This is a genomic window from Roseibium sp., assembly GCF_039982295.1.
GTDB lineage: Bacteria > Pseudomonadota > Alphaproteobacteria > Rhizobiales > Stappiaceae > Roseibium.
In genome coordinates, this window is sequence record NZ_JBDWYP010000053.1 from 51,578 (window position 1) to 64,864 (window position 13,287).

General features: G+C 58.7%; 12 protein-coding genes. 2 read left to right on the forward strand and 10 right to left on the reverse strand.

Annotated elements, in window-relative coordinates:
* Nucleotide 1: 1 nt before the first annotated feature.
* The 8 genes from ABJZ52_RS11295 to ABJZ52_RS11330 form a co-directional block, all read right to left on the reverse strand.
* A complete protein-coding gene (locus ABJZ52_RS11295) occupies nt 2-496 on the reverse strand; it encodes an NUDIX hydrolase (protein ID WP_348188908.1) in 495 nt (164 codons plus the stop codon).
* Between the two features lie 113 nt (nt 497-609).
* Nucleotides 610-1,503: a nitrilase-related carbon-nitrogen hydrolase gene (locus ABJZ52_RS11300; RefSeq protein WP_348188906.1), complete on the reverse strand. Its 894-nt coding sequence runs from the start codon at nt 1,501-1,503 to the stop codon at nt 610-612.
* A gap of 112 nt (nt 1,504-1,615) precedes the next feature.
* Nucleotides 1,616-1,822, reverse strand: coding sequence for a hypothetical protein (locus ABJZ52_RS11305; RefSeq protein ID WP_348188904.1), 207 nt, complete (start codon nt 1,820-1,822; stop codon nt 1,616-1,618).
* Nucleotides 1,823-1,909: 87 nt separating this feature from the next.
* Nucleotides 1,910-3,730, reverse strand: a complete 1,821-nt coding sequence (gene recJ, locus ABJZ52_RS11310; protein ID WP_348188902.1) for a single-stranded-DNA-specific exonuclease RecJ — start codon at nt 3,728-3,730, stop codon at nt 1,910-1,912.
* 52 nt (nt 3,731-3,782) lie between these two features.
* Nucleotides 3,783-4,778 carry a class II fructose-bisphosphatase gene (gene glpX / locus ABJZ52_RS11315; RefSeq protein WP_348188900.1) on the reverse strand — a complete coding sequence of 332 codons (996 nt, stop codon included), beginning with the start codon at nt 4,776-4,778 and terminating at the stop codon, nt 3,783-3,785.
* A 63-nt stretch (nt 4,779-4,841) separates the two neighbouring features.
* Nucleotides 4,842-6,167 (reverse strand): homoserine dehydrogenase, encoded by a 1,326-nt coding sequence (locus tag ABJZ52_RS11320; protein WP_348188898.1) that lies wholly within the window; start codon nt 6,165-6,167, stop codon nt 4,842-4,844.
* Between the two features lie 26 nt (nt 6,168-6,193).
* On the reverse strand, nt 6,194-7,411 hold the full coding sequence (locus ABJZ52_RS11325; RefSeq protein ID WP_348188896.1) for an LL-diaminopimelate aminotransferase: 1,218 nt from the start codon (nt 7,409-7,411) through the stop codon (nt 6,194-6,196).
* Between the two features lie 127 nt (nt 7,412-7,538).
* Nucleotides 7,539-7,892 (reverse strand): hypothetical protein, encoded by a 354-nt coding sequence (locus ABJZ52_RS11330; protein ID WP_348188894.1) that lies wholly within the window; start codon nt 7,890-7,892, stop codon nt 7,539-7,541.
* A gap of 426 nt (nt 7,893-8,318) precedes the next feature.
* On the opposite strand from ABJZ52_RS11330, the gene phaC reads away from it, so the two are divergent.
* Nucleotides 8,319-10,124, forward strand: a complete 1,806-nt coding sequence (gene phaC, locus ABJZ52_RS11335; protein ID WP_348188892.1) for a class I poly(R)-hydroxyalkanoic acid synthase — start codon at nt 8,319-8,321, stop codon at nt 10,122-10,124.
* A gap of 181 nt (nt 10,125-10,305) precedes the next feature.
* Complete coding sequence (locus ABJZ52_RS11340) at nt 10,306-10,896, forward strand: DUF6653 family protein (protein WP_348188890.1); 591 nt, start codon at nt 10,306-10,308, stop codon at nt 10,894-10,896.
* 22 nt (nt 10,897-10,918) lie between these two features.
* Here the strand turns inward: ABJZ52_RS11340 and speB are convergent, their stop codons facing one another.
* On the reverse strand, nt 10,919-11,896 hold the full coding sequence (gene speB, locus ABJZ52_RS11345; RefSeq protein WP_348188888.1) for an agmatinase: 978 nt from the start codon (nt 11,894-11,896) through the stop codon (nt 10,919-10,921).
* A 113-nt stretch (nt 11,897-12,009) separates the two neighbouring features.
* The gene (locus tag ABJZ52_RS11350; RefSeq protein ID WP_348188886.1) at nt 12,010-13,236 is read right to left on the reverse strand and encodes an MFS transporter; all 1,227 of its coding nucleotides are present in this window, start codon (nt 13,234-13,236) and stop codon (nt 12,010-12,012) included.
* Between the last annotated feature and the right edge of the window lie 51 nt (nt 13,237-13,287).

The window sequence follows — 13,287 nt, forward strand, 5'->3', positions numbered from 1 at the left end:
GCTAGTCGATTTCCGCAAGTTCATTCTTGAATTGCCCCAGGAGCTGGCTCAGTCCCGGCTCGTCCGCCGCCTCGATGGCATCGTCAATGGATAGCCAGCTCAATTCCCGTTGGCCAAGCTCCGGAAAATCGTCGAGCTGCCGTTCCACCTCGATTGGATAGACTGCAACATCCGTCCGGATCTTGAGGCCACCATTGTGTCCCTTGTAGGATGGAAAGCTGCCGAAGGGCGTCTTTGCGACCTTGCCGATGATTCCGGCCTCTTCATAGGCCTCGATCTCCGCCGTCTTGTGCGCGCGGCGCTTCATGATCGGCCAGCCCTTGGGAAGGATCCATCTGCGCGAAGAACGCGAGGTAACCAGCAGAACCTCGACCTCTCCATTGCGCACGCGATAGCAAAGCGCGGCGATCTGCAAGCGTGCAGGTCGCCGAAACAAGCTTTTCAGATCGCGAAGGATTGGCCTTGCAGCCACAAAGGAAAAATCGATTGAGGACATGCGTTTCGTAGTTGGAATCAGTATTGAGCGGACTTTTAGCTGATATAGGGTCGCCAAGTCCAGAACAAAGCGCACAAAGTGCACTTATGCGAAAATCAGGGTGAATCTTGCAGTCAGGAAGTGCTTGTTACGACAATGTGATCGGCCGACCAGCCGCCTGGCCAAACCTCGCCCCCACCTGCGCGCAAGGAACGCACTGCACCGACCGGCACTTTGGCGATGAGGAAAGGCTCTTCTCCCGACATGCCGTCCGTTGCGGCAACCGTACCGCCCACACCTGTGAAGCCGAGCTCTTCCTCGCAGGGAACGAAGAGCGATGCACCCGATACATTGGTTTCCATCTGGGTGGTGCCGGGCGTTCGACCAACAGTTCCGCAAACTGCAACGCTTGTCATCAGCTCGACCGCGCGTGCCTTGGCGCAATCGAACACCCGATGATAGCCGGAGAGCATTTCCGTCATGGACGGCACCAGCAATAGATCCAGGTTTTCCTTCGCCAGGAGACAGGAGAGCGCCGGCATTTCGACGTCAAGACAGATCAGCACTGACATCTTCAGACCGTCGAGCTCGAAGGTCATCAGCTCCCGCCCACCCTGCAATTGCCAAGTCTCCGGATCCATTTCGCCCGGCGTAAGCGACAGCTTGTCCTGCCGATTCTCCCGGCCATCGGAGGTCAGCAAGATTGCAGTGTTGGTCAGCCCCCCCTCACCTGCAACAGGCATTGAGCCTGCCAAAAGCGAGATCCCATGCGCCTGCGGCAAGGGCCGCAGCAGCTCGATCACCTGCACACCAACCTCGGCGAGAAACGCCATCTCCTCCGTGGGTTTCAGTCCGTCGGGCTTGAACGCAAGGCACGCCTCGATCGCATACTCCGGTAGAACAAGAAGCTTCGCACCGGCCGCCTTCGCCTCCACGAGCCGCGCCTCGACATGATCGGCAAACGCTTGCGAATGCGCAGGTGAAAAACCGAGGTTCATCGCCCAAAGGGCAAGGCAATAGTCAGTCATTGAGGCATCGGGTCCGAAAACATGAAAAAGCAGGCTCGAATGGCCTGCTCGAAATCATGACGACTTTAACGTGAGCGGTAAAGGCAGATAACTGCCTCAATTCAGAGCGTTTTCAGCTCAAACCGCTGCGGATGATCCAGAATCCGACAAGCGAAATCAGCGATACCAGAAAGCCGAATTGCACCGTCGACAAAATCCCGGTCGAGGGCAGGCTTTCCACCTTCGCGCTGTTGCGCACCTCATGGAGGCTATCGAGCGCCCGATCGGTTGATTGGTCGATCTCGCGAAACAGTTCTTTCAGCTCATCCTGAGCAAACATGGCCACCCCCGGCGATTCCTTCACCTGCAGGACATTAGGGCGGCGACACTTTCCATTTGGTTAAAATCGATTAATCATAAAATCGGCTCAAACGCGGACTTTTTGCGGATCCGCCACGTCAAGTATCCGAAGCTGCACCTTCGGTGACCCTTGCCATGTGTCTATGGACAGCGTTCCGACCACATGCAGATTGCGTCCGCGGCTGGTCAGGAGCATCTGGCCATGTGGCTTGTCTTCCGCCTTGAAGCTGATTGCTTTCAATGCAGTACCATCCGGCGACGAGATACTGGCTCGCACATGCCCTTTTCCGACAACATCGGCGAAGGAAACGCGGTGCGCTGGAAACGCAAACACCGGCTCCGAATGTCCGGCACCATAAGGCCCGGCCTTTTCAAGAAGTTCCATCAGTTCAAGCGTCGCGCCCCCGGCCGTCAGGGCGGCATCCACCTTGAGATCACGCAAGGACGCTGCGGCCTCCACATCCGCACTCAGGCGTTCCTTGAAGAAAGCGCTCAGGTCGTCCGTCTTCCCGCGCAAAACGGTAAGCCCGGCTGCCATCGCATGACCACCTCCCTTTTCCAGAAGCCCAAGGTCAACCGCCTCGCGGACCGCCTTGCCCAGATCAACGCCCTGGATCGAGCGTCCGGATCCTGTGCCCTTGCCGTCCTTGTCATAGGCAATGGCAAATGCCGGGCGCCGATGGGCGTCTTTCAGACGTGAGGCAATCAGGCCGACGATGCCGGGATGCCAGTCGTCCGATCCGGTCAGAAGCACCGCTGGGTCATGCTGTTCCATGGCAACCACGGCCTGCGCCCCGGCCTGTTCCAGCATGACAGCTTCCATGGCCTGACGGTCCGCATTCAGCTGATCCAGCTTTTCCGCAATGGCGCGGGCCTCGGATGGGTCATCGCAGGTCAGGAGCCTTGCACCGAGAGCAGCATCGCCGATCCGTCCGCCCGCGTTGATCCGCGGTCCGAGCAGAAACCCGAGATGATAGGAGGCAGGTTTTCCAGCCACTCGGGCAACATCTGCAAGAGAGGCAATGCCGGGATTGAGCCGCTTGTGCATGACGCCTAGGCCGCGGGTTACATAGGCCCGGTTCAGCCCCTGGAGAGGCACCACATCGCAGACCGTGCCGAGTGCGACAAGATCCAGCAGCGCCATCAGGTCTGGTGCCTGTCGACTGTTGAACGCACCACGGCTGCGCAATTCACGGTTCAGACCGACGAGAAACAGGAAGGTCACGCCCACAGCCGCCAGATGCCCCTGGCCTGACAAGTCATCCTGCCGGTTCGGATTGACCAGCGCCTCGACGGCCGGCAGCGTCTCGCCAACCTGGTGATGATCGATCACCACCACATCAAGCCCGACCTTGCGGGCAACTTCAAAGGCTTCGAATGACGTGCTGCCGCAATCAACCGTGATCAGAAGCTCCGCACCGCCCTGTCGAAGGGCCTCAATGGCAGGTCCGTTCGGTCCGTAACCTTCGATGATCCGGTCCGGAATGTGAATGACCGGGTCAAGGCCTACCCAGCGCAGGTATTTCGCCAGAACCGCCGATGAGGTCGCCCCGTCCACGTCGTAATCGCCAAAGATCGCGATCCGGGTGCCTTTCTCGACCGCATCAGCCACACGCATCACGGCCTCATCCATCGCCACCAAGCGCGAAGGATCGGGCATGAGCGTCTTGAGCGATGGGGTGAGAAAGTCATCGGCGTGCTCCGGCGCAACACCGCGGGCCGCCATGACCCGCGCCAAAACGTCGGGCAAACCGTTTCGCTGGGAAATGGTCAAGGCATTGAGAGCCTCGGCCGCACTTAGCCGATCTCGCCAAGAATTATCATTGGCCGATCGCGCGACGCCCAGAACAAGGCGGCCCGCACCGCTGTCTTCGGTCGGGCCGCTCATTGCATCATCCTGTCTGCCGGGTCGAGGTGCCCCAACATGATCATCTCATTCCTCAGTCGAGGTGGAACTTTTCCAGCTGATGGTGCTGCGCCTTGATGTAGCGAACCGTGCCGGTGGACGACCGCATCACAACTGTATGCGTGCTGATGTGGTTGCGGCCAAAGCGAACGCCTTGCAGCATGTTGCCATCGGTCACGCCCGTTGCGGCGAACAAAACGTCCGGACCGGCCATTTCTTCGAGCGTGTACTTTTTCTTGATATCTTCAATGCCCATGCGATGGGCTCGTTCGACCTGCTCGTCGCGGGTAATCACCAGACGCGACTGCATCTGTCCACCGATGCAGCGCAGGGCCGCAGCCGCCAGAACGCCTTCAGGGGCGCCGCCGATACCGACGTAGAGGTCGATGCCGGTTTCTTCCGTATCCGTCGTGTGAATGACCCCGGCAACGTCACCGTCGCCGATCAGCCGGATCGCCGCACCAGTTGCGCGAATGTCCTCAATCAGACGAGCATGACGCGGACGATCGAGCACACAGGCGGTCACCTCGTTGATGCTGACGCCCTTTTCCTTCGCAACAGCTGCGAGGTTGTCGGCGATCGGCGCATCCAGATCTATCAGGCCAGCCGGATAGCCGGGCCCAATGGCGATCTTGTCCATGTAGCTGTCCGGCGCATTTAGAAGATCACCTTCCGGCGCCATGGCAATAACGGCCAGCGAGTTCGGCAGGTTCTTGGCACAGATTGTCGTGCCTTCAAGCGGATCGAGAGCGATGTCCACCTTCGGACCATTCTTGGTTCCGACATTCTCGCCGATATAAAGCATCGGGGCTTCATCGCGTTCCCCCTCGCCGATCACCACCGTGCCATCGATCGGCAGACGGTTGAGCTCACGGCGCATGGCATCAACCGCGGCCTGGTCGGCGGCCATTTCATCGCCGTGCCCACGCAGACGTGCAGCCGAGACAGCCGCACGCTCGGCGACGCGCGCCAGCTCAAGAGTCAGGATCCGGTCCAGACCACTTTTGGCGGAAACGTCAGACTTCGACATAAAGCTCTCCAATTTCTCCCAGCCCGTCGCCTGCGCCTCTAGCGCAAGCGGCCAGCCAATATGTCACGATAATTTCTCGATGCGGATCATTTGCGGTTTGCCGGAAACAACACCCTTGGAGGCTATTGCGTCAAGGGCCTCGCGAACCGCAACTTCCGTGGTTTCATAAGTGATCAGTATGACAGGTTGAGGTTCGGCCTGCGCGCCCGTCTCCGAAGCACCCGTACCTGTTGCCTTGCGACGCTGAACGATCGACTCCAGCGATATGCCGCCATCCGCCATGCATTTGGCGATCTCGGCGAAGGCGCCGGGCCGGTCGACAACGGAAAAACGAATGTAGTAGCCACCCTCGTGCAGGCGCATACGCGCCCGGGTGTAGTCATCAAGATCTGCCGCCGGCATACCCAGAACCGGTGTCTGGTCACCGCGCATGACATCGGCAATATCGGCCACGACGGAAGACGCCGTGGCGTTGCCGCCAGCGCCTGGCCCAACGAGAACAACCTCGCCAACAAAATCACCATCAACCGCAACGGCGTTCAACACCCCGTCGATCCGGGCAATCGCCGAGGACTTTGGAACCATTGTCGGGTGAACGCGCTGTTCGATACCGGTATCGGTACGCTGTGCAACGCCCAAAAGCTTGATCCGGTAGCCAAGTTCGTCCGCAGCCTGAATGTCCGCTGTCGTGATGGAGGTAATGCCCTCCAGATAGATGTCATCGGCGGAGATCTTCGTACCGAAGGCAAGGCTCGTCAGGATGGCAAGCTTGTGGGCAGTATCATTGCCTTCGATATCGAACGTTGGATCGGCTTCCGCATAACCGAGCCGCTGCGCATCGGCCAGGCAGTCTTCAAAGGAAATGCCCTCCGCTTCCATCCGGGTCAGGATGTAATTGCAGGTGCCGTTCAAGATGCCATAAACCCGCGACACATCGTTGCCGGACATGCTTTCGCGCAAGGTCTTGACGATCGGAATGCCGCCCGCGACAGCCGCTTCGTAGTTCAGCGAGACCTTGCTGGATTCGGCAATCTGAGCAAATTCGACACCATGCTTTGCGAGCAACGCCTTGTTGGCAGTGACCACGTGCTTGCCGGCGGCAAGCGCTGCCCGCACGCTGTTTTCGGCAGGACCGTTGTCGCCGCCGATCAACTCGACAAAGACATCGATTTCGTCGCTCTTGGCCATTTCGACCGGATCGGTAAACCAGCTGAGGCCAGACACGTCGATACCACGATCGCGGTTCGGATCTCGCGCGCAAACGGCGCTGATCGTGACGGCACGACCGGCCTTGCGGCCCATCGCGTCTCCATGCTTGGCGAGGAGATTGACAACAGAAGCCCCGACGGTTCCAAGGCCGGCAATCCCAAGTCTCAAGGCATTAGCCATATGAAGTGAATTCCAGTTGTTCGTGATCAGCGAGAAGCCCCGAGCGGGACCACGTTGTGCAGTGTTTCGTCAGCAGTTTCAAGGAACCGGCGGATATTCCGGCCCGCCTGGCGCAGACGCTGTTCGTTTTCAACAAGACCGATGCGGACATAATCGTCGCCGTATTCGCCAAAGCCAAGTCCTGGCGCAACAGCCACTTCGGCCTTCTCGAGCAGCAGCTTGGAAAATTCAAGACTGCCGAGTGGCCTGAATTTCTCCGGGATCGGCGCCCAGGCAAACATGCTCGCTTCGGGCGCAGGGATCTCCCACCCCGCTCGGCCGAAGGCATCGACCACCACGTCGCGGCGCTTCTTGTAGATCTCGCGGGTCTCGACAATACAGTCTTCAGCGCCGTTGAGCGCAGCCGTGGCAGCCACCTGGATCGGCGTGAACGCACCGTAGTCCAGATAGGACTTCACCCGCGCCAACGCCGCAATCAGTCGCTCGTTGCCAACCGCGAAGCCCATGCGCCAGCCGGGCATGGAGAAGGTCTTGGACAGGGATGTGAATTCAGCCGTCACGTCCATCGCGCCATTGACCTGAAGCACGGAAGGCGGCGGCGTGTCGCCAAAGTAGATTTCCGAATAGGCCAGGTCCGAGAGGATGAAAATGTCGTGCTTGCGTGCGAAGGCGACAACATCCTTGTAGAACTCGATATCGGCGCAATAGGCCGTGGGATTGGCCGGATAGCAAAGGATCACGGCAAGCGGCTTGGGCACGGAATGAATGACCGCGCGCTCCAGCGCGTGAAAGAACTGAGGCCCCGGTTCTGCCGGTATCGAGCGGATCGCAGCACCTGCCATGAGAAAGCCGAAGGTGTGGATCGGGTAAGAAGGGTTCGGTGACAGCACCACATCGCCCGGCGCGGTGATCGCCTGCGCCATGTTGGCAAAGCCCTCTTTCGATCCAAGCGTCGCAACGACCTGCGTGTCAGGGTTCAGCTTCACGCCGAACCGGCGGCCGTAATAGGCCGCCTGAGCCTTGCGCAGCCCCTGGATGCCCTTGGAGGCCGAATAGCGATGGCTGCGCGGGTCCTGAACAACCTCTGTCAGTTTGTCCACGATATGTTTGGGCGTCGGCAAATCCGGATTGCCCATGCCCAGATCGATGATATCTGCACCCGCCGCTCGCGCCTTTGCCTTGAGACGGTTCACCTCTTCAAACACATATGGCGGAAGCCGTCGTGTCTTGTGAAATTCCTCCATGGCGCGGGTCCTTGCGATCATCCTCAGGTCAAAGTCTTCAAAGGCCGGGGCACAAGCCCTGTCGGCCAGCAGCGACCTTTTAACAGCACCGGTTCAATTCCGCACCCGTCTTTGGGCCTATAGACAGCTAATTTTCAAGACCGCTCTTGGTCTCGATTTCCAGAAGCGCGCTTTGCCCATGGGTATCATGTAGCTTCAAGAGCTCGGCCGCCGACATCTGAGTGGTGCTCTTTCCCTGTTGCCGGCCCTGTTGCCGGGCTGCGATCAGCGCGGACAGGTAAGCCCGTGTCTTCTCACGCTCAGTCTCGTCAAGAAGCCCCACACCGCCCGTTGGTGGCACTCCCTCGGGCTGCGAGGTGACCGGGTCCGAAGCACCTGCGTCGTGGGTCGATGTCATCTGCGCGGCTGCAGCAAGCTCTTTGGAGCTGGCATAGGCCGGCACAGGGTCATGAGCTGTCTCAAGAGACTCGAAAAGAGACATGTCGGGCCCCATTGCGCATCCGGCCAATGCAGGGAAAAGACAAAATGCCAGCAACAATTGGAAAAGTTGAAAGCGCAAATAATTCAACCCTTTGGGACGGAAAACTCAATGCGAGGTTTCTAGCAAGACAGAACGCCGACTGCAAAGCCTCCTTTTTGCGCAATTGCACAAAGAAGAGCAAAACACGCCTTTTAAGCCGTTTAACAGAGGACCATTGCGAATTCCCGTTCGACGACGCGGCGGAAGATATGTCATAAATTACTGATATTGCCGGGATACGCCGCGCAATGAGACAAACGCGAAGATTGATCAATCGCAATGACGAAAAGCCGTAAAATCGGCCATTGCGTTTGCTGGGGGAGATCGCACGACAAGTCCGGACCAGATCCGAACGTGCGATGATGAAAGCCGGAGGAAACTGTCCATATGTCCGACGACCGCCAGCATCCCATGCTGCAGTACATCATCAACAATCCGGAAGCTTTCGCCAACAACCTCGCCAAGACACTTGAAAACGCCGGAAAGGCGCTTGCAGCCTATCTCGAACCACGGGAAAAGGGCGAGGTAAAACAGGACGGCACCGACGAACTGACCAATGTCATCAAGACGCTGGCGCAGGTCGGGGAATACTGGACGTCGGATCCCCAGCGTGCGGTGGAAGCACAATCGCGGTTGATGACCGGATACATCGACCTTTGGAATTCGTCCCTGAAGCGGATGATGGGCGAAAACTCCCTGCCCGTCGCTCAGGCTGAGCCCCGCGACAAGCGGTTCGCTGATCCCGATTGGAACGAAAACCAGTTTTTCGACTTCATCAAGCAGCTCTATCTGATTACCAGCAAGTGGGCCGAAGACCTGGTTCTTGATGCCAACGGGCTTGATGAACACACACGGCACAAGGCGGAGTTCTACGTCACTCAGATCTCCAACGCCCTGTCGCCCTCCAACTTCCTCATGACCAATCCCGAACTGCTTCGCCTGACGCTCGAAAGCAACGGCGAAAACCTGGTCAAGGGCATGCAACATCTGGTCGAGGACATCAAGGAAGGGCACGGCGACGTCAAGATCCGCATGACGGACACGTCCAAGTTCGCCCTTGGAAAGAACCTCGGCCTGACACCAGGCAAGGTGATAGCGGAAAACGACGTCTGTCAACTGCTTCAATATGAGCCGACCACCACAGAGGTGCTGAAGCGCCCCCTGTTGATCGTTCCGCCCTGGATCAACAAGTTCTACATTCTTGATCTGACCCCAGAAAAATCCTTCATCAAATGGGCCGTCGACCAGGGCCACACCGTCTTCGTCATTTCCTGGGTCAACCCGGACGAACGGCAGGCTCAAAAGAGCTTTGAACACTATATGAAGGAAGGCATCCTGAATTCGCTCGATGTCATCAAGCGCGCGACCCGCCAGCAGGAAGTCAACGCGATTGGCTATTGCGTAGGCGGCACGCTCTTGTCGGTGACGCTGGCCTATATGGCCGCCCGTGGCGACGAGCGGATCAAGACGGCGACCTTCTTCACGACCCAGGTGGATTTCACCCATGCAGGCGATCTCAAGGTCTTCGTCGACGAAGAACAGATCTCCATGCTGGAAAAGAAGATGGCCGAACAGGGTTATCTGGACGGATCGAAAATGGCGTCGGCCTTCAACATGTTGCGGTCGAACGATCTCATCTGGTCCTACGTCGTCAACAATTACCTGAAGGGCAAGGACCCCTTCCCCTTCGACCTGCTGTACTGGAATTCCGATTCCACGCGCATGCCGGCGGCAAACCACTCCTTCTACCTGCGCAATTGCTATCTGGAGAACAACCTCGCCAGGGGACGCATGGAGATTGATGGTGAACGGCTGGATCTGTCGAAGGTCGAGATCCCGATCTACAATCTGGCCACTCGTGAAGATCACATCGCACCGCCCCGCTCGGTCTTTCTGGGGTCAGGCTGTTTCGGCGGGCCGGTCGACTATGTCCTCTCAGGCTCCGGACACATTGCAGGTGTGGTCAATCCACCGAGCCGCAACAAGTACCAGTTCTGGACCGGCGGAAAACCGGAGGGCCAGCTTGAAGACTGGCTCCAGAAGGCAGAAGAACATCCCGGATCCTGGTGGCCTCACTGGGACACCTGGATCCGCTCGCAGGATGCAACCCTTGCCAAGGCACGAAAGCCCGGCGCCTATCGCATGAAGATCCTTGGCGATGCTCCCGGATCCTATGTGACCATGAAAGCGTGATTGCCCAGGTTTTTATAAGTCACAGCAACGACAGACGCAGTTCGCCAACCACGAGCTTCCGAAGGGTTTTTAAAGCATCATAGGCTTCGTGCTTTGTTTGCGGGCCGATTTTGCGATAGCATCCAGGAATGATCTGGAAATAGTGTTGCGTGCAGTTGCGTAGCGTCAAAGACGGAAGACAATGAGCCAAGCGCAGAAAATCCAGCGCCCCCGCCCCATGCCCTCGCCCATGCCGGCCGGTCAGCTCAAGGCCCTGGGCATGGATCCGAAGGTGTGGCAGCGCCACGCCTCGCCGTGGAGTGTCTACACGCGCATGGCAACCTTGCCGCTTCTGGTTCTGGCGATCTGGAGCCACGCTTGGTATGGCGCAAGTTTTGCGGTGACCGCCACCTTTGCCGTGATGGTCTGGCTCTGGCTCAACCCGCGGATCTTTCCCGCTCCGAAGTCAACCGAGAGCTGGGCGTCGAAAGCCACCTTCGGTGAACGGATCTGGCTCAACAGGCTGTCGGTACCGATCCCCGAGAGCGAAGCGAAGACGGCACTTGTTCTTTCTCTGTTCGCCGGTGTCGGCTTCATGGCCGCCATGTACGGTGCCTACGCCAATGACCTCCTGATCGCCGTTCCCGGCGTCATTGTCACCTACGCCGGAAAGCTGACCTTCCTGAACCGGATGGTCCTGCTCTACGAGCGCATGCGCAATGCCCACCCGCTCTACAGGTTCTGGTCTGTGGTTCCAGAAAATGACAACACCAAACAGGCCAAGACCGCCTGAGGGTTAGCCCTCTCACGGACAATCAATCGTTATCGGCTTCTTCCCGCCCTTCAGCCCGGCTTTCTGCGAGCAGGCCGAAGTAGTGCTGAGCGACGGTCGCCCCGGCGATAGAGGTCACGTCGGCATGGTCATAGGCCGGAGCCACTTCCACCACATCGCCGCCGACAAAGTCCAGGTCACCGAGACGGCGCAGGATCATGAGGGCTTCCCGGCTTGAGAGGCCGCCGGCCACTGGCGTTCCTGTTCCCGGGGCGAACGCCGGATCCAGACAGTCGATGTCGAAGGTCATATAGGCTTTTGCATCCCCCACCCGATCGGTGATCAGCTCGACGACGCCGTTGACGCCGAGCAACTCGACCTCTTCACCAGAGAGAATTTCGAGCCCGCAGGTCTCGGGCGCGTGGGTCCGGATGCCGATCTGAATGGATTTTTCCGGATCGATCAGCCCCTCACGCACGGCCCGGCCAACGAAGGTACCGTGGTCGATCCGGTCGCCCTGGTCATCCCATGTGTCCTGATGCGCGTCGAACTGAACCAGCGCAAGAGGTCCATGTTTCGCCACATGGGCTTTCAGCAGCGGATAGGTGACAAAATGATCTCCACCGATGGAAAAGAGGTGTACATCCTGATCGAGGATCTCGCGGGCCTGCGCCTCGATGCAGCCTGGAATATCGCCGTTCTTTCCGTAGTCAAAAGAGCAGTCGCCATAGTCGACCACCGCCAGCTCCTCGAAAGGGTCAGCGTTGAAGGGGTATTGCGGATCACCATCAAAGATGGCCGACGCACGGCGAACCCCTTGCGGACCGAAGCGCGCGCCAGGACGGTTTGACACCGACGCGTCAAAGGGAATGCCCCAGACCGCGGCATCTACTCCGGCAAGATCCCGCGTGTAGCGGCGACGCATGAAGCTGAGGACCCCGCCATACGTCGGCTCATGCGAGCCACCCTTCAGGGAAGCTCCGAAAACGGCATTGTCGGTTGGGCTGGGTCTATCGGACATGTTGAGGGATCCATTTTGAAAGGTACGAACCAGAAAGGCCTATCCCAGCAAACGCCTGGTCTCAAGCCAGGACTTGCCTTCACATGCAAATCCGGTATTGACGACAGCGTTTCTCAACTGGACCTGACAGCGACGGCTACCTTCCCCATCAGGAGCGCCCCAAGCCCCAATATCAGGAGAAGTCCGCCGCTGGTCAGGAAAACCGTGCCATAGCCGAAGGTGGCAATCAGAGGCGTGGCAACAAGCGGCGAAACAAATTGGCCGATAAACCCGCCAGTCGTCAGCATCCCCGAGGCTGAACCACGGCGATCCGCCGGAACGAGCTGAAGCAAGAGCCCGGTGAAGGCTGGCGTCAAAATAGCGTATCCGACGCCGATCAGAATGGCTCCCAGAAGCAGAAACGGCAATCCGGCGTCTACGGACAGAGTGCCAAAACCGGCCCCCATCGCCAGATATCCGAGTGCGAAAAGGCCGGCGACGCCAAGCGACCTCTTCAGGCTGGCCGTCGCCAGTGCCGCCAAAGCGCCAGCGAGCGTCAATGCAGCCATCGCGCCCCCCGTAATCGAAGCACTATCAAAGCCACGCGATACGACAAAAAACGGCAGCTGCGTCGGCATCTGAAAAAAGACGCCGACGGTCAACATCATGAACCCGGACAAGGCCAGCGCAGGCAAAAACCAGCCCTCATTGAGCGAAGCCATCATACCCGCCTGCGGCATCGCCTCTTCGCCTTGTTCTCCCGCCATGCCGAAGGCGATCCAGATGACCGGGGCATATATGAGCGCAATTGTGAAAATGGCGAAGGGAAGCTGAGGATCAAATCCGGCAAACACCCCGCCAAGGCTCACAAATATCATGCCGCCAAAATTGCGCGCGGAGATCTGCCAGCCCATGATCTTCGCGCGGGCTTCCCCTTCGAAACAATCCCCGATCAGGGCAATCTGGGATGTCATGATCATCGCCACGCCAATCCCAAGGACGAAGCGGCTCGCAAGGATGAGCGACAAACTGGGCAGATAGAGGCCTGCGGTCCCTGCGATTGCGATGAGAAGCGTCCCGAGCAGAAGCATACGGGACTTGCCGGTCCGGTCGGCGAGATACCCGATCACCGGCGCCGACAGCACCACAACGAGCGACGGTGCGGGGACAAGGAGCCGTGTCATCAACGCGGCATGAGGTTCGTGGCCAAAACGCGCTTCGAGACCGGCCAGGGCCGGGCTGATTGTCGGAACGGCCATGATCACCAGCGTGCCTGCCAGAAGCAGACTGATAGTGCGCAGGTCCCTCAAAAGCGTGGCGGAAGGAGTATCCGACAGATGGGTGGATGGGGAAAACGACACAGCTCTACCTCTTGCGTTTTGAAAAGTTGAGCGTAGGCTACAAGTTCAAGT

Excerpts from the sequence above, each read along its gene's own strand:
- ABJZ52_RS11295 (WP_348188908.1), bottom strand. The coding sequence starts at position 496 with ATGTCCTCAATCGATTTTTCCTTTGTGGCTGCAAGGCCAATCCTTCGC.
- recJ (WP_348188902.1), bottom strand. The coding sequence starts at position 3,730 with ATGAGCGGCCCGACCGAAGACAGCGGTGCGGGCCGCCTTGTTCTGGGC.
- ABJZ52_RS11305 (WP_348188904.1), bottom strand. The coding sequence starts at position 1,822 with ATGTTTGCTCAGGATGAGCTGAAAGAACTGTTTCGCGAGATCGACCAA.
- ABJZ52_RS11340 (WP_348188890.1), top strand. The coding sequence starts at position 10,306 with ATGAGCCAAGCGCAGAAAATCCAGCGCCCCCGCCCCATGCCCTCGCCC.
- glpX (WP_348188900.1), bottom strand. The coding sequence starts at position 4,778 with ATGTCGAAGTCTGACGTTTCCGCCAAAAGTGGTCTGGACCGGATCCTG.
- speB (WP_348188888.1), bottom strand. The coding sequence starts at position 11,896 with ATGTCCGATAGACCCAGCCCAACCGACAATGCCGTTTTCGGAGCTTCC.
- ABJZ52_RS11320 (WP_348188898.1), bottom strand. The coding sequence starts at position 6,167 with ATGGCTAATGCCTTGAGACTTGGGATTGCCGGCCTTGGAACCGTCGGG.
- ABJZ52_RS11325 (WP_348188896.1), bottom strand. The coding sequence starts at position 7,411 with ATGGAGGAATTTCACAAGACACGACGGCTTCCGCCATATGTGTTTGAA.
- ABJZ52_RS11330 (WP_348188894.1), bottom strand. The coding sequence starts at position 7,892 with ATGTCTCTTTTCGAGTCTCTTGAGACAGCTCATGACCCTGTGCCGGCC.
- phaC (WP_348188892.1), top strand. The coding sequence starts at position 8,319 with ATGTCCGACGACCGCCAGCATCCCATGCTGCAGTACATCATCAACAAT.
- ABJZ52_RS11300 (WP_348188906.1), bottom strand. The coding sequence starts at position 1,503 with ATGACTGACTATTGCCTTGCCCTTTGGGCGATGAACCTCGGTTTTTCA.